This is a genomic window from Streptomyces tropicalis, from assembly GCF_029269835.1.
In the GTDB taxonomy this organism is placed as follows: Bacteria; Actinomycetota; Actinomycetes; order Streptomycetales; family Streptomycetaceae; genus Streptomyces; species Streptomyces tropicalis.
In genome coordinates this window covers 476,921-495,153 of the sequence record NZ_JARJBB010000003.1, presented here as the reverse complement: position 1 = coordinate 495,153, position 18,233 = coordinate 476,921, and the positions used below count along the sequence as shown (strand labels likewise).

General features: G+C 76.7%; 14 protein-coding genes and 2 pseudogenes. 7 read left to right on the top strand and 9 right to left on the bottom strand.

Features of this window, described 5'->3' with window-relative positions; genetic code table 11:
• Nucleotides 1-159 precede the first annotated feature (159 nt).
• Nucleotides 160-816, bottom strand: a complete 657-nt coding sequence (locus tag P3H78_RS08735; protein ID WP_276108258.1) for a hypothetical protein — start codon at nucleotides 814-816, stop codon at nucleotides 160-162.
• A 676-nt stretch (nucleotides 817-1,492) separates the two neighbouring features.
• On the opposite strand from P3H78_RS08735, the pseudogene P3H78_RS08730 reads away from it, so the two are divergent.
• Nucleotides 1,493-1,906, top strand: a pseudogene (locus tag P3H78_RS08730) (CBS domain-containing protein); the annotation flags it as partial.
• A gap of 190 nt (nucleotides 1,907-2,096) precedes the next feature.
• Entirely contained in the window at nucleotides 2,097-2,636 is a 540-nt protein-coding gene (locus tag P3H78_RS08725) for a type 1 glutamine amidotransferase domain-containing protein (protein ID WP_276108257.1), read from the top strand.
• A 75-nt stretch (nucleotides 2,637-2,711) separates the two neighbouring features.
• Here the strand turns inward: P3H78_RS08725 and P3H78_RS08720 are convergent, their stop codons facing one another.
• Nucleotides 2,712-2,960, bottom strand: coding sequence for a DUF6158 family protein (locus P3H78_RS08720; RefSeq protein ID WP_276108329.1), 249 nt, complete (start codon nucleotides 2,958-2,960; stop codon nucleotides 2,712-2,714).
• Nucleotides 2,961-3,066: 106 nt separating this feature from the next.
• Here P3H78_RS08720 and P3H78_RS08715 point away from each other — a divergent pair, with 106 nt between their 5' ends.
• Nucleotides 3,067-4,185: a baeRF2 domain-containing protein gene (locus P3H78_RS08715; RefSeq protein WP_276108256.1), complete on the top strand. Its 1,119-nt coding sequence runs from the start codon at nucleotides 3,067-3,069 to the stop codon at nucleotides 4,183-4,185.
• Nucleotides 4,186-4,237: 52 nt separating this feature from the next.
• Here the strand turns inward: P3H78_RS08715 and P3H78_RS08710 are convergent, their stop codons facing one another.
• The gene (locus P3H78_RS08710; RefSeq protein ID WP_276108255.1) at nucleotides 4,238-5,857 is read right to left on the bottom strand and encodes an ATP-binding cassette domain-containing protein; all 1,620 of its coding nucleotides are present in this window, start codon (nucleotides 5,855-5,857) and stop codon (nucleotides 4,238-4,240) included.
• 138 nt (nucleotides 5,858-5,995) lie between these two features.
• Between P3H78_RS08710 and P3H78_RS08705 the strand changes: the two genes are divergently transcribed.
• Both P3H78_RS08705 and P3H78_RS08700 read left to right on the top strand, forming a co-directional pair.
• The gene (locus P3H78_RS08705) at nucleotides 5,996-7,489 is read left to right on the top strand and encodes a bifunctional phosphatase PAP2/diacylglycerol kinase family protein (protein ID WP_276108254.1); all 1,494 of its coding nucleotides are present in this window, start codon (nucleotides 5,996-5,998) and stop codon (nucleotides 7,487-7,489) included.
• A gap of 114 nt (nucleotides 7,490-7,603) precedes the next feature.
• Entirely contained in the window at nucleotides 7,604-8,521 is a 918-nt protein-coding gene (locus P3H78_RS08700) for a class I SAM-dependent methyltransferase (RefSeq protein WP_276108253.1), read from the top strand.
• 40 nt (nucleotides 8,522-8,561) lie between these two features.
• On the opposite strand, the gene P3H78_RS08695 is transcribed toward P3H78_RS08700, so the two are convergent.
• Both P3H78_RS08695 and P3H78_RS08690 read right to left on the bottom strand, forming a co-directional pair.
• A complete protein-coding gene (locus P3H78_RS08695; RefSeq protein WP_276108252.1) occupies nucleotides 8,562-9,254 on the bottom strand; it encodes a GvpL/GvpF family gas vesicle protein in 693 nt (230 codons plus the stop codon).
• Between the two features lie 232 nt (nucleotides 9,255-9,486).
• Entirely contained in the window at nucleotides 9,487-11,334 is a 1,848-nt protein-coding gene (locus P3H78_RS08690; RefSeq protein ID WP_276108251.1) for a transketolase, read from the bottom strand.
• A 188-nt stretch (nucleotides 11,335-11,522) separates the two neighbouring features.
• On the opposite strand from P3H78_RS08690, the gene P3H78_RS08685 reads away from it, so the two are divergent.
• Nucleotides 11,523-11,870: a VOC family protein gene (locus P3H78_RS08685; RefSeq protein WP_276108250.1), complete on the top strand. Its 348-nt coding sequence runs from the start codon at nucleotides 11,523-11,525 to the stop codon at nucleotides 11,868-11,870.
• Between the two features lie 241 nt (nucleotides 11,871-12,111).
• On the opposite strand, the gene P3H78_RS08680 is transcribed toward P3H78_RS08685, so the two are convergent.
• Nucleotides 12,112-14,082, bottom strand: coding sequence for a DUF5107 domain-containing protein (locus P3H78_RS08680; protein ID WP_276108249.1), 1,971 nt, complete (start codon nucleotides 14,080-14,082; stop codon nucleotides 12,112-12,114).
• 233 nt (nucleotides 14,083-14,315) lie between these two features.
• Here P3H78_RS08680 and P3H78_RS08675 point away from each other — a divergent pair.
• Nucleotides 14,316-14,652 (top strand): annotated as a pseudogene (locus tag P3H78_RS08675) (DUF6204 family protein).
• Here the strand turns inward: P3H78_RS08675 and P3H78_RS08670 are convergent.
• Genes P3H78_RS08670 through P3H78_RS08660 form a run of 3 tightly spaced genes read right to left on the bottom strand, consistent with a single transcriptional unit; the run spans nucleotide 14,624 to nucleotide 18,171 of the window.
• The gene (locus P3H78_RS08670; protein WP_276108248.1) at nucleotides 14,624-15,178 is read right to left on the bottom strand and encodes a GNAT family N-acetyltransferase; all 555 of its coding nucleotides are present in this window, start codon (nucleotides 15,176-15,178) and stop codon (nucleotides 14,624-14,626) included. The pseudogene P3H78_RS08675 and the gene P3H78_RS08670 sit on opposite strands and share 29 nt — an antisense overlap.
• A 42-nt stretch (nucleotides 15,179-15,220) precedes the next feature.
• Nucleotides 15,221-16,144, bottom strand: coding sequence for a S66 peptidase family protein (locus P3H78_RS08665; protein WP_276108247.1), 924 nt, complete (start codon nucleotides 16,142-16,144; stop codon nucleotides 15,221-15,223).
• Nucleotides 16,141-18,171, bottom strand: coding sequence for a prolyl oligopeptidase family serine peptidase (locus P3H78_RS08660; protein ID WP_276108246.1), 2,031 nt, complete (start codon nucleotides 18,169-18,171; stop codon nucleotides 16,141-16,143). Before P3H78_RS08660 ends, P3H78_RS08665 begins: the two co-directional genes overlap by 4 nt.
• Nucleotides 18,172-18,233 lie beyond the last annotated feature (62 nt).

Below are 18,233 nucleotides of genomic sequence, written 5' to 3'. Positions count from 1 at the left end.
GGGCGGCGGTCCGGGTCGTGAACATCACACGCCCGGGGCGGTTGACCCGCCCGCGGCCGGGCTCCGGGCCGTCCGGGGCCGGCCGGGTGCCCGTCCCACCGGGTACCCGGCCTCGGCCGCGTTCCTCGTACCGGGGGTCCGCACGCATCGTGACCGGGCTCAGCCGTGGAGGCCCCGGTGCCGCCACAACCGGTGGGCCGCGGCGGCGCACCCCGCCGCGATCATCAGGGCGCCGGCGACCAGCGCGGGCACGGACTCCGTGAACACCCCGCCCTCACCGGCCTCGACACCGTGCTGGACCGCGGCTCCGTCCCCGGCGCCCGGGACCCGGGAGGCGTCGCGCGACGCCCGGCCGTGCCCCGGTTCGCCGGTGGCGTCGCCGCGGGACGCGCCCTGCGCGCTCTGCTCCCCGGACGGCGCGCGTCCGGGGCTGCGGGACGCGCCGGGGGACTCCGCCGGACGGGTGGGCTCACGCGATCCGGGGGCCTGCGCCGCCGGAGTGCGTGCCCCGGGGTCCTCGGGCACGGCGTCCAGCAGCGCGGCGTCCGGTACGGCCGGGGCCGCGCCGGGATCGGCGGCACCCGGGTCGGTCGCGCCGAGGCCCGCGCCGTCGGGCTCCGCGGCGCCCGGCTCGGCGGCCTCGGGGGCGACCGCACCGGGGTCCGCCGGGGCGAGCCCGGCCAGGCCCGGCGCTCCCGGGTCCCGCGGCACCGCGTCCTGGCCCGCCGGATCCGCCGGGTCGGCCGGATCCGGCGCGGCCGGGTCCTGCGCCGGCCGGTCCCGCACTCCGGGGCCGGGCGCGGGGGGACCGGGCATCGGCGGAACGGGGAGACCGTGGGCAGCGATGCCGGCGGCCCGGTCGCGCGCCCCCGTGTCGCGGGCCGGCTGGGCCGGAGCCATCCCGGCGGGAGCCGTCCGGCCGCGACCCGTCACGTGCGGGGATGGCGAGCCGACCGCCGTCGACCGCCCGGGCTCCCCGGGCGCCCCCGGGTGCAGTGGGGCGCGCGGGAACGCCGGGGACTTCCCGGACCCGGACTTCCCCGACTTCCCGGACGCGGACTTCCCGGCGGCACCGCCCGGGTCGGCGCCGGCGGACCGGGCCGGGGCGGAGGGGCCGTCCGTCCGTGCGGTGCCGGCACCGCCCGTCCCGGCCGGGTCCGCCCACACGGCCGGGGCGGAGGCGCCCGCTATCACTCCCGCCAGGACGACGGCGGACAGGGCACTGGACGTACGGCGCATGAGGTCGACTCCTCGACGGGGCGGACGGGCGGAGCGTGCATCGGACGGGCAGGGCCTTCGTGCCCTCCGCAGCCATCACAGCCCGAGGCGCGGCGGGCCGCGCGCGGCCGAGCCCCATTCGCGGGACACGGACGGCCTGTCGGGTGACACCCGGGCCCGGGCCGTGTCGGCGCCCCGTCCCCGGGTACGCGGTGGACGGCCGTGCCTGCGCGCGGCTCCCGGCGACGCGGCAGGGCAGGGAGGGCCTCGGACGATGGCTGGATCCGTGAGGGACGTCATGACGCCCGGGGTGGTCGCCGTGCGGCCCGGAGCCTCGCTCGCCGAGGCGGCGCAGCTGATGCGCGCACAGGGCGTCGGAGGCGTGGTCGTCGCCGACGGGCAGGGGATCGTGGGCGTGCTGACCGACCGGGACATCGTGGGGCGGGCGGTGGCCGAGGGCCTCGACCCGCAGACCGCGACCGCACGGTCGGCGTGCACACCGCACCCGCTGGTCGTGGGCCCGCACGACCCGGTGTCGCGGGCCGTGGCGCTCATGCGCGCGCACGCCGTACGCCGCCTTCCGGTGGTGGAGGACGGGATGCCGGTCGGCCTGGTCGGCCTGGGGGACCTCGCGGAGGCCCGGGCACCGGAGTCGGCACTCGCGGACATCGGCCGGGCCGAGCCCGACACCGCACCGTACGACGAACCGGACGAAGGATCGGACGCGGCACCCGGCGACGGGTCGGGCGCCGGACCGACCGCACCCGCGGGACCGCCTGGGCCGACCGGGTGAACGGGCCCGCGGAGGGCGGCACGTCCCCCCGCGGCCCCTCGCCCGTCCCACCCCGCCCGACGGTCCCGACGAAAGGAGCCGAACCATGCGCATCGCATTTCTCACCGCCCCCGAGGGCGTCGAGCAGGTCGAGCTGACCGAGCCCTGGAAGGCGGTCCTGGGCGCGGGCCACGAGGCCGTGCTCGTGTCGACGCGGCCCGGCGAGGTCCAGGGCTTCCATCACCTGGACAGGGCGGACACCTTCCCCGTCGACGAGGTCGTCGGGGAGGCGTCCGCCGCGTCCTTCGACGGACTGGTGCTGCCCGGCGGCGTGGCCAACCCGGACGTGCTGCGGACGGTCCCGGAGGCCGTGGCGTTCGTCGGGGACTTCTTCTCCCGGGGCCTACCGGTCGCCGCGATCTGCCATGCGCCGTGGACGCTGGTCGAGGCCGACGTCGTGCGCGGCCGGGTCCTCACCTCGTGGCCGAGCCTGCGCACGGACATCCGCAACGCGGGCGGCACCTGGGTGGACGAGCGCGTGCAGGTCTGCGACCAGGGCCCGAACCGGCTCGTGACCAGCCGCAACCCGGGCGACCTGAAGGCGTTCTGCGCCGCCGTCCTGGACGCGCTCGCGGACCGCGCCTGAGCCCGCGGCCCCGCGTCACGCGCGGGGCGCGCAGCCGACGTCGCGCACCAGGACCGTCACGCGCGGGCGTCGCCGTCACGCGCTCGGTGTCGCCGACTCCCCGCACCCGCGCTCCCGCGCGCCCTCGCGGGTGCGGCCCGAGGCGACGGACCGGCGCGGGTTGCGCCGCAGCCACTCGCCCTCCAGCTGCGCCATCCGCTCGTTGTGGGCGCGCAGCGCGTCGTTCGAGCCGTACAGCAGCGTGTCGTGACGGGTGCGGTGGATGGTCTCCAGCTCCTTCATGAGCTGCAGGTCGTCCAGTCGCCCCGGGTCCACTCCGGTCATGGTGTCGCCCCGCTCGTCGTGTTCGTTGCCGCGGTACGGGTACCCGCCCCGGAAGAATGCCCGAACGGGATCGAGCCGGCATCCGGACGGCATCCGGGAGGGAGACATGGATCTCGCCTTTCTGCATCCACTGTACGAACACCCCGGCCCCTGGGCCTCCGTGTACGTGGACACGTCCGGGCGGCCGCAGGACACCCCCCGCCGGCTCCACCTCGCCGCCCTGGCGGCCGTGCGGGAGCTGTCCGCGCAGGGTGCGGACCGGGCGACCTGCTGGGCCGTGGAGGACGCGATCGAGGAGATGCGGCTGGGCCCCGAGCCGCCGGGGTGCGCCCTGTTCGCGCGGGACGGCGGGATCGCCCTCGACGCCCGCCTGACCCGGCCCCCGCGCGACGGCGGCACGGCCGCGTGGGCCGCGCTGCCGCGGGTGGCGCCCCTGCTCGACCTCACGGGCGAGGACCCGGTCGTGATCGTGGCGTACGTCGACCGGCGGGGCGCGGACTTCGAGCTGCGCGGCGGCCCGGCGCCGTGGCGGCCCGGCCCGGCCGCGGCCCGCTGCCCCGCGCTGTTCCGCGGGAGCGGTGCGGGCTGGTCGGAGCGGCAGTTCCAGCTGAAGGTGGAGAACACCTGGGAGCACAACGCGGCGGAGATCGCCGACGCGCTGAGCGTGAGCCAGGAGGAGGCCGGGGCCGACCTGCTCGTGCTGGTGGGCGACGCGCGCACGCGGCGCGAGGTCGGCGAGCGGCTGCCGCGGCGGCTGGCCGGGCGCGTGGTGGAGTCGTCCCACGGCGTCGGCGGCCGGCTCTCGGACGACGAGGTGGAGCAGATGCGTGCCGCACACGTCCGCCGCCGGGTCGCGGCCGAGCTGGACCGGTTCCGGGCGGCCCGCACCCCGGACGCCGACGGGCGGACGGGAGCGGTGGAGGGGGTGCCGGCGCTGGTCCGGGCGGCCAGGGACCACCGTCTGGAGGAGTTGCTGATCCGGCCGGACGGTCCCGATCCGCACCGCGAGGTGTGGATCGGCGAGGCCCCGGACGAGCTGGCGGTGCGCCCGGCGGAGCTGCCGGCCCGGGACGGGCGGCGCTCGTGGCCGGCGCACGCCGACGACGCCCTGATCCGCTCGGCGGCCACCACGGACGCCACGGCGCTGTCCCCTGCTCCGGTGAGCGCCGCGGCGGACGAGGACGTCCCGCTGGGCGGACTGGGCGCGCTGCTCCGGGACACGTAGCGTCCCGTTCCGCGCGGTGGCGCCGCGCGGGACGCCGCGCCCGGCGGGCGGGTCAGCGGGCCCGTTCCACCCGGCGTTCGTCCCACACCGGCTCCGGTGTCTCGCGGACCCGGCCGTCGCTGCCGAAGACCAGGTAGCGGTCGAAGGAGCGGGAGAACCATCGGTCGTGGGTGACCGCGAGGACCGTGCCGTCGAAGGCCTCCAGCCCCTCCTGGAGGGCCTCCGCGGACTCCAGGTCGAGGTTGTCGGTGGGCTCGTCCAGCAGGAGGGCGGTGGCGCCGGCCAGTTCCAGCAGCAGGATCTGGAAACGGGCCTGCTGCCCGCCGGAGAGACGGTCGAAGGACTGCTCGGCCTGGCCCGTCAGCTCGTAGCGGCGCAGCCGGGACATCGCGGCGCCGCGGTCCTGGGCGTACTCCGTCCACAGGATGTCGAGCAGGGTGCGGCCCCGGAGCTCGGGGTGCGCGTGGGTCTGCGCGAAGTGCCCCGGCACGACCCGCGCGCCGAGCTTCCAGGCGCCGGTGTGCGCGACCTCGTCGCCGGCGAGCAACCGGAGGAAGTGCGACTTGCCGGACCCGTTGGAGCCGAGGACGGCGACCCGCTCGCCGTAGAAGACCTCCAGGTCGAAGGGTTTCATCAGGCCGGTGAGCTCCAGCTGCGCGCAGGTGACGGCGCGCACCCCGGTGCGGCCGCCGCGCAGCCGCATGGTGATCTCCTGCTCGCGCGGCGGCTCGGGCGGCGGGCCCGCCTCCTCGAACTTGCGCAGCCGGGTCTGGGCGGCCTGGTACCGGGAGGCCATCTCGTGGCTGACGCTGGCGGCCTGGCGCAGGTTCAGCACCAGCTTCTTCAGCTGCGCGTGCTTCTCGTCCCAGCGGCGGCGCAGTTCCTCGAAGCGGGCGAAGCGCTCCCGGCGGGCCTCGTGGTAGGTGGCGAAGCCGCCGCCGTGCACCCAGGCGTCGGCGCCGGCCGGCCCGGGTTCCACGGAGACGATCTTCTCGGCGGCACGGGAGAGCAGTTCGCGGTCGTGGGAGACGAAGAGGACCGTCTTGCGGGTCTCCTTCAGGCGCTCCTCCAGCCAGCGCTTGCCGGGCACGTCGAGGTAGTTGTCCGGCTCGTCGAGCAGCAGCACCTCGTCCGTGCCGCGCAGCAGCGCCTCCAGGACGAGCCGCTTCTGCTCGCCGCCCGACAGGGTCCGTACCTGCCGCCACTGGGCCTTGTCGTAGGGCATGCCGAGCGCGGCCGTGGTGCACACGTCCCACAGCGTCTCGGCCTCGTAGCCGCGGGCCTCGGCCCAGTCCGAGAGCGCCTGCGCGTACCGCATCTGGGCGGCCTCGTCGTCGACGGTCAGGAGGGCGTGCTCGGCCTCGTCGACGGCCCGTGCGGCGTCGCGGACACGGGGCGGCGACACGGACACGAGCAGGTCGCGCACGGTGCTCTCGTCGCGTACGGACCCCACGAACTGCCGCATGACGCCGAGGCCGCCGCCGACGGTGACGGTGCCGCCGTGCGGCTTCAGCTCACCGGAGACCAGCCGGAGCAGGGTGGTCTTCCCGGCGCCGTTGGGGCCGACGAGGGCGACGACGGCCCCTTCCCCGACCCGGAACGAGACATCGCCGAGCAGCGTCCTCCCGTCGGGCAGGTGGTACTCCAGGTGCGCGGCTTCCAGATGTCCCATGGGGAGGCATTCTGCGCGGCCCGTCCGACCTGCGGCAAACCCATATCCGCGGCGGCCCGTCCGACCTGCGGCAAACCCATATCCGCGGCGCGGGGCGGCCGCGGCAAGGTACGGCCGGTTCAGGGTAACGGTCCCTGTATGAGTCCTGACGTCGACCTGACCGCCCCGGTGCACGGCGCCCGCACCGTCTTCCGCCGGCTGCTGGACCTGGACAGCCGCCTCTTCGAGTTCGCCGCCGAACGCGACTGGCCCGCCGCCGGGCCCGTGCTGCCGCGGCTGAGCCGGAGCGCCAACCACGGGCTGCTGTGGGGCGCGGCGGCGGCCGCCATAGCGGTGAGCCGCACGCCGCGGGCCCGCCGGGCCGCCGCACGCGGTCTCGCCTCGCTGAGCCTGGCCTCCCTGACCATCAACACGCTCGGCAAGCGCTCGGTGCGCCGGGCCCGGCCGCAGATCGACCCGGTGCCGCTGATGCGGCGGCTGAAGCACCAGCCGATCACCACGTCGTTCCCGTCGGGGCACGCGGCCTCCGCGGCCGCCTTCGCCACGGGGGTGGCCCTGGAGTCCCCGGGCTGGGGCGCGGTGGTCGCCCCGCTCGCCGTCTCGGTCGCGGTGTCGCGGGTGTACACCGGCGTCCACTTCCCCAGCGACGTGCTGGCGGGTGCGGCGCTCGGCGCGGGGGCCGCGTTCGCGGTGCGGGCGATGGTGCCGACCCGCGCGCAGGCCGTCCCGCCGGCCCGGGAGCGGGCGGCGCTGCCGGCGCTGCCCGAGGGCGAGGGGCTGGTCCTGGTGGCCAACACCGCCTCGGGCACCGCGGAGCGGGCGGGTGCGCTGCGGGACGCGCTGCCGCGGGCCGAGGTCCTGGAGTGCGCTCCCGACGACGTGGCCGCCGAACTGGAGAAGGCGGCGGCGCGGGCCCGGGTGCTCGGGGTGTGCGGGGGCGACGGCACGGTGAACACGGCCGCCGAGATCGCCGTGCGCCACCGCATCCCGCTGGCGGTGCTGCCGGGCGGCACACTGAACCACTTCGCGTACGACCTCGGTGTGGAGGACGCGCGGGACCTGGCCCGGGCCATCGAGCAGGGCGACGGCGTCCGGGTGGACGTGGGCCGCTTCGTCTCGGGACACCGGCGGGGCGTCTTCGTGAACACCTTCAGCCTGGGCGTGTACCCGGAGCTGGTGCGGGAGCGGGAGCGCTGGTCCGGCCGGATCGGCGGATGGGCGGCCGGGCTGGTCGCGGCCGCGCGGGTGCTGCGCGCCGACCGGCACCCGCTGGAGGCGGAGTTCGAGGGACGGCGCCGCCCGCTGTGGCTGCTGTTCGCGGGCAACGGCACGTACCACCGCATCGGGCTCACGCCCGGCCGGCGGCAGGACCTGGCGGACGGCAAGCTCGACGTGCGCGTGGTGCACGGCGGGCGCAGGCCGGCCCTGCGGCTGCTCGCGGCCGCGTTCGCCGGCCCGCTGACCCGCTCCCCCGCCCACGCGGCCGTGCGGGTCTCCCGGCTGCACCTGGCCGGCGTCGCCCCCGGGACCCTGCTCGCCTACGACGGCGAGGTCATCGAGGTGGACCACGAGGTGTGGCTGGAGAAGCTGCCCCAGGCACTGGAGGTGTACCGCCCGATGTCCGGCGGATGACGGTCCGTCAGTCGGCACCGCGGGACGCAGGTCTCACCATTCGGCTGGCGCGCGTACGGTGGCCCTCACCGGACCCGGGCTCCCGGGGAGCCCGGGCGACACGAGGAGCACGCCATGCCGAAGCCGAGGGAAACGGCCGTCTACACGCACGGGCACCACGAGTCCGTGCTGCGTTCGCACACCTGGCGCACCGCCGCCAACTCGGCGGCGTACCTCCTCGGTTCCCTGAAGCCGCACATGCGGATCCTGGACATCGGCTGCGGCCCGGGCACCATCACCGCCGACCTGGCGGAGCGGGTCCCCGACGGGCGGGTGACGGGGGTCGACCGGGCCCCGGGCGTCCTGGAGCAGGCCCGGGCGACCGCCGCCGCCCGGGGGCTCACCAACGTCGACTTCGCGGTCGCCGACGTGCACGCCCTGGACTACCCGGACGACACCTTCTGCGTGGTCCACGCCCACCAGGTGCTGCAGCACGTGGGCGATCCGGTGGGGGCGCTGCGCGAGATGGTGCGGGTGACCCGGCCGGGCGGCCTCGTGGCGGTGCGCGACGCGGACTTCGCGGCGATGGCCTGGTACCCCGAGGTGCCCGGCATGGACGCCTGGCTCGATCTGTACCGGCGGGTGGCCCGCGCCAACGGGGGCGAGCCGGACGCCGGACGGCGGCTCAGGTCCTGGGCGCTGCGCGCGGGCCTGACCGACGTCACGGCGACCTCCGGTACCTGGACCTACGCCACCGGGGCCGAGCGGCAGTGGTGGAGCGGGCTGTGGGCCGACCGCACGCTCGCGTCGGCGTACGCGGAGCGCGCCACCGGGGGCGGCCACGCCACCGAGCGGGAGCTGAGGGCCGTGTCGGAGGCCTGGCGGGAGTGGGGCCGCCGCGAGGACGGCTGGTTCGCCGTGCTGCACGGGGAGATCCTGTGCCGCAAGGAGGACCCGCGCGACACGGACGCCTCCGCGGGGACCGGCGGCGCGACGGGCGGGGCCGGAACCGGCGGGCCCGGGGCGGACGGCGACGGCGGCCGCGGGGCCTGACGCGGCCCCGCACCGGCCCCGGCCTGCCGCGCTCCCGGGCTCAGGCCCAGACCTCCTGGGTGGCGGGCCGGGCGAAGGAGTAGGCGGCCCAGGGGCCGGCCAGCTCGACACGGAGCGCCGGGGCGTCTGCCCGGACGCGCTCCAGCGTCTCCACGAACTCCTCGGAGTGGCCGCGCGGCACCAGGTAGGAGGCGTCCAGCACGGTCCGCGCGGCACGGCCGGACGGATCGCCGCCGTGCGGTTCGTGCAGCCGGCTGTCCTCGGCGAAGGAGGACAGCGTCTCGTGCAGACGCGTGGCGGACCGCTCCGCCTCGAGCCAGGGGTCGCCCGGCGCGTCCTCCGCGACGGAGGCGGTGACGCTCCACTCCACCCGCCCCTGGATCCGGTCCAGGGTGCTCAGGAACGTCCGCTCCCCGGACTCGATCATGGAACGGACGCCGCTGTCGTCGGGGAGGACGGTCGCCAGGCGCAGCGGCAGCGGGGTGGTGACCGCGGTGAGCGCGTCGACCACGCCCCGGTGCGCCCGCGCGGTCTCGGCGAGCCATGCGTCGTCCATCAGGTGCGCCCGCAGCGGCTCCTCGGCGAAGTCCCGCTCGGGGACCTCGCTGAGGACGGCGACCAGGCCGTGGTGGTGCAGCAGTTTCGCCGGAGCGCCGGCCACACCGGTGAGCTGGGCCTGCAGGGGTGCGTCGAGGGGGCGGCAGACGGCGTAGACGTACCGCGGTCCGGTCATGGTGCCTCCTGTGCCTTCGGCATGATCTTCCGCACCTACCGGGTGGCCTGCGCGCAGGCGGGCCAAACCTGCCGGGGCACGCATGTCCCCCGCACGGGGCGTCCCCCCTGCGCACAGCGGTACGTGCATGCCCCACGCACCGCTCCCCGGCGCCCGTCGCCACGGGTGGCCCCGGCTCGCGGGAGCCGCATGCGGCAGCCGGCCGCCGCTCAGGGCACCGTCACGGCGCCGTTCACGGCACCGCCGCCTGCACCGCCAGCAGCCGGGCGGACGCGGCGATCGACTCGGCGTCGATGCCCGCGGCACGCAGCTGCTCGGCGGGCGTGGCCGAGCCCGGCATGGTGCGGACGGCGAGCCGCACCAGGCGCGGCACCGGCCGCCCGTCGAGGAAGGCGTCGAGGACCGCGTCGCCGAGACCGCCCTCCTCCCGGTGGTCCTCGACGGTGAGCAGGGCCCCGGTCTCCTCCGCGGCCTGCCGCAGCGTGCCGCGGTCGACGGGCTTGACCGAGTACAGGTCGATCACCCGCACCCCGGTGCCCTCCTCGGCCAGGGCGTCGGCGGCCCGCAGCGCCTCCGGGACGGTGACGCCCGCCGCGACGACCGTCACCCGGTCCCGCCCGGAGGAGCGCAGCACCTTGCTCCCGCCGACCGGGAACTCCTCGTCGGGCCCGTAGAGCACCGGGCCCGACCCGCGGGAGGTGCGCAGGTAGCGGATGCCGTCGAGGTCCGCCGCCGCCGCGACGAGGCGGGCGGTCTGGTTGGCGTCGCACGGGTACAGCACGGTCGAGCCGTGGACGGCCCGCATCATCGCCAGGTCCTCCAGCCCCATCTGGCTCGGCCCGTCCTGCCCGATCGAGACGCCCGCGTGCGAGCCGTTGAGGGTGATGCCGCAGCCGCTGACGGCGGCCATCCGCACGAAGTCGTGGGCGCGGGTCAGGAAGGCCGCGAAGGTCGAGGCGTACGGCACCCAGCCGCGCACCGCGAACCCGGCGGCCTCGGCCACCATCTGCTGCTCGGCGATGTAGCACTCGAAGTAGCGGCCGGGGTGCTCCTTGGCGAAGAGCTCCGTGCGGGTGGAGTCGCCGACCTCGCCGTCCAGGGCGACGACGTCGCCCCGCGCGGTGCCGAGGGCGGCGAGCGCCCGTCCGTAGGCGTCGCGGGTGGCGGCCTCGTCGCCCCGCTCCCAGCGGGGAAGCTCCAGGACCCCGTCGCCGACCGCGTGCAGCGACCGGGCGGCGGGCGGCTCCTGCACCCGGACCCGCAGGTCGCGGACGCCGCCCAGCTCCGCGACGGCCGCGTCGGGGTGCGGCAGCGGCTTGCCGTGCAGCCCCTCCCGGTCCTCGGCCTCGGCGACCCCGCTGCCCTTCAGGGTGCGGGCGACGACCGCGGTGGGCCGGCCGTCCGTCGCGGCCGCCTCGGCGAAGGCGCGGTCGACGGCGTCGACGTCGTGGCCGTCGACCTCGACGGTGTGCCAGCCGAAGGCGGCGAAACGCCGGGCGTAGGCGCCCAGGTCGTGGCCGTGGCGGGTGGGGCCGCGCTGGCCGAGCCGGTTGACGTCGACGATCGCGACCAGGTTGTCGAGCCGCTCGTGGCCGGCGTGCTCGGCGGCCTCCCAGACGGAGCCCTCGGCCATCTCGCCGTCTCCGCACAGCACCCACACCCGGTAGTCGGCGTGGTCCAGCCGCTTGCCGGCCAGGGCGATCCCGACGCCGATCGGCAGCCCCTGGCCGAGCGAGCCGGTGGCGGTCTCCACCCAGGGCAACTGCTGCGGTGTGGGGTGCCCCTCCAGACGGCTGCCCAGGGTGCGGAAGGTGAGCAGTTCCTCGTCGCCGAGGGCGTCGGCGGCCTTGTAGGCGGAGTAGAGCAGGGGCGAGGCGTGCCCCTTGGAGAGCACGAAGCGGTCGTTTCCCGGGTGGTCGGGGCGGTCGAAGTCGTAGCGGAGGTGGCGGGCCAGCAGGACGGCCATCAGGTCGGCGGCGGACATGGAGGACGTCGGGTGGCCGGAGCCCGCCGCCGCGGCGGCACGGATGCTGTCGACACGCAGCTGCCGTCCGAGTTCGACGAGTTCGGCGGTGTCCATGCGTCTCCCTCCGGGGGATGCCGGCCCGCCCGCGGGATCGCGGGACGGGGCTCGCGCCGTCCGGTGCGGAGCCTTCCGCGTCCCCCGGCCCGGGCGGGGCAAACCTGCGCGGGCCGGACCCGGCCGGGCGGCCGCGCGATCACAGGAAGCGATCTCGCCTCCGCGCCGTGGCAACTAGGCTCGGCCGCATGGAGATTCTCGGAGCCACCCTGCGGGTCTGCGTCGACGACCTGGAGCCCGCGGTCGCCTTCTACGAACGTCTCGCGGGCGGCAGAGCTCTCCGTTTCGAACGGGCCGGGGTGCAGGTGGCCGCGGTCGGCTGCTTCCTGCTCATGAGCGGCCCCCCGCAGGAGCTGGACCTGCTGCGCAAGGTCACCGCCACCATCGCCGTCGAGGACGTGGACGAGGCGCACCGGATGCTGACGGAACTGGGCGCCCGGGTGATCGCCGGCCCGGTGCCGACGCCCGTGGGCCGCAACCTCATCGCGATGCACCCGGACGGAACGGTCTACGAGTACGCGGACCGCACGGGCTGACGACACGCGCCGGAGCCCGGGCGGACGCCCGCGCCCGTCCGCGCACCCCTCGACCCGGCGCATGCCCCTCGACCCGGCGCGCCCCTCTCGACCCGGGCGGACGCCCGTCCGCCCGGGCGCGGCGCGCCCCGGCGAGTGGCGCAGCCCCGGCCGACACCGCTCGCCCCCTGGATGCGTCGTCGGCGTCCCCAGCCGGTGCCACCGGGCCGAGGGGGCGCCGCCGGACCCGGGCGGGCGCCGCTCAGACCGGCGGGCGCATGCGGAAGTCGAGGCGTGCGGGGAGTTCCCCGCCGCCGGCCCGCTCCCAGACCTGTCCGATCCGTTCCTCGCCCTCCCGCAGGTCGGCGACCTCCAGGTCCGTCTCCAGCACCGCCCGCGCCCGGTCGGGCAGGCCCTCGGCGAGCAGCAGTTCGGCCTCGAGCAGCCGGAAGCGCCCACGGGCCCGGGTCGCGGGGTGCAGCCGCCGCCACACGGCCCGCGCGGCAGCCGCGCGCCCCACCCGCAGCAGCGCCTCGATCGCCTCCCGGCCGAGCGCGGCGGTGGCGGCGGTCCACACCTCACCGCCGTCGCGGCGCTCCTGGCACAGGTCGTCGAAGGCGTCCGCGTACCGGTCCGCGGCCCGCTCGTGGTGCCGGTCCTGCTGGTCGGCGACCGCCAGGCAGCGCAGCAACGGCCAGACGGACGGGGCGAGTTCCAGGCCCCGCTCCCAGCTGCGCACGGCCTGCGCGCGGTCGCCGGCGTGCCACTGGGCGACACCGAGGTGGTACTCGGTGAGCGGGGTGGCGGGCGCCGTCTCCAGCATGTCCCGCCAGTGCGGGGCGACCAGGGTCGGGCCGGGCGGGCGGACCCGGCGCGGCTCCGGGAGCGCGCCGGAGCGCAGCAGCGCACGCCAGGGCTCCTGCTCCGGGCCGATCATGCTCTCGGGGAACGGCGTGCCGGGCAGCTTCCAGTCGGCGCGCAGCGCCTCCAGGGCGCCCCAGCCGGAGCCTGCGGCGAGGCGTTCGCCGGGCTCGGTGTCGGCGTGCGCCCGCCAGGCGGCGTGCGCCTCCTCGACGGCGGCGGGCGGCAGGGCGGACGCGAGTGCGGCCTCGGTCCGTCGCACCGCGGCGTCGAAGTCCCCGTCGGGCTCCGGCACCGACAGCGGCCCGTACGCCTCCAGCCAGGTCACCTCGCTCTCGCCCGCGAGGGGCACGTGCTCCAGCTGGGTCCGGGCGAGTCCGGCCTGGATCTCGCAGTACCCGCCACCGCCCGGTTCGGTGAGCCAGCGCTGCCAGCGCCGCCCGCCGCGCCCGGCACCCCACACGAAGAGCTTGCGGCCGCGCAGGCCGCCGGTCGAGGTCTGCACCAGCCCGTCGCCGCGCGCGTCCAGGGCGGCGATCCAGCGCCTGCGGCCGTCGGGCACGGAGTAGAAGTAGTCCGCCGCGTAGGGGCTGTTGAGCGGGCGGGTGCGGTCGGCGCCGTCGTGCACCGGCACGGGGACCCGGGTGAGCCGGCGCTCGGGGCCGAAGTGCCAGGCGCCGTCGGCGGGGGCGAGGACCCGGCGTTCCTCGGGGACGGCGGTGTTGGACCACCAGTAGGTGGGGACCGGCGTCTCGTGGGGGTTGCGGATGCGGACGCCGACGAGGAGGAAGTCCGAGCCGTCGGGCAGCCACAGGTCGATCTGGAAAGGCAGGTCGCGCAGGCGCTCCCACTCCCACAGGCGCAGCATCTCCCCGCCGCCGGGCGCGGGGACCCGGGCGGCGTGCAGGGGTGCGCAGGACAGGGCGGTGTGGCCGGTGGCCCCGATGTTCCACTCGATGCCGCCGGAGAACCAGGCGCCGTTGAGTGCGAAGTTGGCGGGCTGGAGGACGGGGTTGCGGTACAGGAGTTCGCGTTCGGTGGGCTTGTGGACGAGGGAGGCGACGCGGCCGCCGAGGCCGGCCAGCACGGTGGCCCGCAGCCGGTCGTTCTCCAGCACGAGGGCGTCGACCGCGCGGGGCGCTCGGGTTCTGCCGTAGCCGTCGCGGACGCGCACCGGGAGGAGGCTGCGCAGCGGCGCGTACCCGAGCTGCCGGGCCATGTCGCGCGGCAGGGCGGACGCCTCCGGGACGTCCTGGACTTCGATGCGGTGGACTTCGTCGAGCGGCGTGAGCGGGGGCAGCGGGTTGTCCGGCCCCCACTCCGCCGCGGGCAGGGTCAGTACCTCGCGTCGGATCGTCGTCACGATGACCATGGAACCCGTTCCCCGGTGAGCTGACCAGGGGCGCTGCCGGTCAGGATTGCGCAAAGGCGCCGGACGGCGCGGCGTTCGGGCGGGTGTGCCGGGCCGGTCCCGGGCGCGGGGAGATTCCGTCGTGGGGCGCCTGTCCGCCGACGTGGGGTCGACCGGCGGCGTCCGACGGGACGGCCGCCGGGCCCGAGCGGAGCGGGCCGACGGACCACGGGCACGAGGGAGCGGCCGGGCGGATGAGCGAGCAGCACACCTACCGGGTGATCGTGCGGGGCGCCTGGGACGCGCTGACGTAAGGAGGCCCGCGCGCGGCTGCTCGCGGAGGCGGACGCGCACGGCCTGACGAGCACGTGTTTCACCCCGGAGGGGTCGCTGTCCTACGAGCGCGCGCCGCTGAAGCACTTCTCGATGCGCTTCGTCGTGGTGTGCGACGCGGCGGACGGCGGGGAGATGGCGGCGGCGATCGCCGAGGACCGCGCCGCGACGGCGCTGCGCGGCCTCGGCGCCCTGCGCTCGACGGTCACCGACCTCGACACGGTGAGAATCAACCGGAAGTCCGCATCCCGGCGGTGAGCGCCCACCGCTCGTGGTCGCGCCAGACCCCGTCGATGCGGAGCATCTGCGGGGAGAAGCCCTCCAGGCGGAAGCCGCAGCCGCGGGCGAGCGCGATGGAGGCGGTGTTGAGGGGCTGCACGTTGATCTCCAGCCGGTGCAGTCCCATCGGGCCGAAGGCGTGGCCGGCGACGAGGCCCAGTGCCTCGCGCATCAGGCCGCGCCCGGCGGCGTGCGCGAAGGCGCCGTAGCCGAGGGCGCCGTTCTGGAAGGCGCCGCGGACGATGTTGTTGATGTTGACGAATCCGGCGATGCGCCCGTCCTCCCGGTCGCAGACCAGGAAGCCGGCCCTCGCCGGGTCCTCGATCAGAGCGGTGGCGTACGGGGCGAACGCCTCCTCGGTGGTCGGCGGGAACAGCCACGGGTGGTGCAGGTCCGCGCTCTCCCGGGCCCGGGCGGTGAACTCGGGCCCGTCCTGCAGGGTGAAGGGGCGCAGGAAGACGCGGGGGCCCGCGGCGAGGCGGACGGCGGGGGTGGTCTGCGGCATCCGGGCAGCCTATGCCCCGGCCGCGCGGCGAGGCGCGGCCCGTCAGCGCAGGGCGGGTTCGTCCAGCGTCAACGTGCCCGCACCCGCGTCGAGTTCGGCGCTGACGCCGAACGGTACCGTGAGCGCGCCCGCGCAGTGCCCGAAGCCGAAGTCCTCGGCGACCGGGACGCCGAGCCCGCCGAGCCGGTCGGCGAACAGGTCCCGCAGCCGGTCGGCGCTCCCGCACTCCTCCCAGGAACCGAGGAGCACCCCGCGCACCCCGTCGAGCCGGCCCGCGCGCAGCAGCTGGGTGAGGCAGCGGTCCAGACGGTACGGCTCCTCACCCACGTCCTCCAGGCAGAGCAGGGCGCCGTCGGCCGTGGGCCGCGCGTGCGGGGTGCCGAGTTCGGCGGCGAGCAGGCTCAGGCAGCCGCCCTGGGTGACGCCCCGGGCCCGCCCGGGCACCAGGGCCGACCCGCCGGAGGCGAGGACGCGGACCGTCTCCGGCGCGAACAGCGTCGCCCGCAGGTGCTCCTGGGACCGCGTGTTCTTGACGAAGTCGACGCCGGCCGCCATCGGCCCGTGCAGCGTCACCAGTCCGAGCCGCACGGCGAAGGCCTCGTGCAGCGCGGTGATGTCGCTGAAACCGACGAACACCTTGGGGCCCGCCGCCCGCATCGCCGTCCAGTCCAGGAGGTCGGCGAACCGCTGCGCCCCGTATCCGCCACGGGCGCACAGCACGGCGTCCACGGAGGGGTCGCACCACGCGTCCTGGAAGTCGGCTGCGCGGTCGGCGTCCGTGCCGGCGAGGTAGCCGAAGGTGCCGTGCCGGTCCAGGACGTGCGGGGCCACCACGGGTTCGAGGTCCCAGCCGCGCAGCACGTCCAGACCGGCCTGGAGCCGCTCCTCGGGGACCGGCCCGCTGGGTGCGACGACGGCCACGCGGGCGCCGGGGGCGAGTCGGTGCGGGCGGACGAGCGGTGTCACGTGACGGCTCCGGTGTCGTGCGGGTCGGTCGTGGGGGTGAGCGGTCCCGGCGCCAGGGCGAGCACCGGGACGTCCGGCCGGTCGAGGCGGAAGACCTGGGCGTACAGGGACAGTTCGGCCTCCAGGGCGCGCACCATGGTGTCGGCCCGGCGGAATCCGTGGCCCTCGCCCTCGAAGGCGAGGTAGGCGTGCGGCACCGGGCGGCCCCGCAGCCGGGACAGGAACAGCTCGCACTGGGCGGGCGGGCAGATGACGTCGTCGAGTCCCTGGAGCAGCAGGAAGGGCGCCGTGATCCGGTCGGCGTGCTCGACGGGCGAGCGCTCGGCGTACCGGCCCGGCACCTCGGCGCGGGGCCCGACCAGGGTCTCCAGGTACCGGGACTCGAAATCGTGGGTGGCTCCCTCGCCCCAGGACGCGAGGTCGAGCACCGGGTAGAGGACGGTGCCGCAGGCGTAGACGCCGGTGGTGGTGAGGGACGCGGCCGTGGTCCAGCCGCCCGCGCTGCCGCCGCGGATCGCCAGCCGGGCCCGGTCGGCGGTGCCCTCCTCGGCGAGCGCCAGGGCGACGGCCGCGCAGTCCTCGACGTCGACGACGCCCCACTGCTCGCGCAGCCGGTTGCGGTACTCCCGGCCGTACCCGGTCGAGCCGCCGTAGTCGACCTCGGCGACCCCGATGCCGCGGGAGGTGAAGTAGGCGATCTCCAGGTCGAGCACCAGCGGCGCCCGGCCGGTGGGCCCGCCGTGCGCCCAGACGACGTACGGGGGCGCCTCGCCGCCCGGCGCCACGCAATCGGGGTGGTGCGGCGGGTAGATGTGGGCGTGGATGTCGCGCCCGTCCGGCCCGGTGAAGGTGCGGATCTGCGGCTCCGGGTAGTACGCCGGGTCGACGGGGTCGGCGTGCGCGGCGCCGATGACGCGGGCCCGGCCGACGGAACCGCCGCCGGGTGCGCCCGGCCGGGCGGAGGCGTCCAGTTCGACGACCTCCGCGGCGCTGCGGGGGCTGGAGCCGACCGCGACCACCCGGTCGCCGCGCACGGCCAGCGTGGCGCCGAACTCGGTCCAGGGGCCGGCCGCGTCGACGATCTCGCCGGTCTCCGGGTCGAGCAGGCCGAGCGCGGTGGAGCCGCGCCCGTGCACGACGGCGATCAGGCCGTTGTCCAGCGGGGCGAACCACTGCTGCCCGATCGTCCACAGCGGCCCGCCGAACTCCTCCTCGCGGGGGCACAGGGGCTCCCCGTCGCGATAAAGGTTCCACCAGCCGCTCCGGTCGCTGGCGTGCAGCAGGGCGCCGTCCGGCGCCCATTCGGCCTGGCAGACGGATTCCTCGGGGCCGCCGGCGACGGTGCGGGGCGTGCCGAGGGTGCCGTCGGCGGCCACCTCGGCCAGCAGCAGCTCGGTGCCGTCCCACGGCATCCGCGGATGGTCCCAGCCGAGCCACACCGCCCGCCGCCCGTCCGGCGACAGACGGGCTCCCGTCACGAAGCGGTGCCGGTCCTCGGTGAGTTCGCGTACCGCGGACCGGTCCTCGGCGGCGGAGCCGTCGAGCGGGACGGCGGCCGGCACCCGCCGTACGTCGGTGGGGCTCTCGCCGGTGAACTCCTCCAGGACGCACCAGACTTCGCCGCGTTCGGGGCGCGGCTGCGGGTCGGCCCACCGCAGCCCGCCGCCGACCGGGGAGACGGGGGTGAGCGGTCGGGGCTCCTCGCCGGGGCGCCAGAGGTGGAGGCGCTGGTCGGCGAAGTTCACGAACACCACCAGCGGCGTTCCGTCGTGGAGGAGGCCGGTCCAGGGCCGCCCGCCGTACTCGACGACGCGGCTGCGCACGTTCCACGGTGCGGGCAGCACGGACTCCTCGCGGCCGTCGGCGTGCCGGCGGACCAGGGTGCGGCGGCCGCCCTCGGCGGGCCGCGGCGCGGTCCACCACACCTCGGCCCCGACGAGGCCCACGTACTCCGGCCGGCCGTCGTGCGCGGCGGCGAGCGCCGCGTCGACGGGGGACGGCCAGGAACCGTACGGCAGGGTCTGCACGTTCTCCTCCACTCGCCCGGGGCAGGGCGCCCCCGTCCCCGGCCCGCCCCGCGGACGGCCGA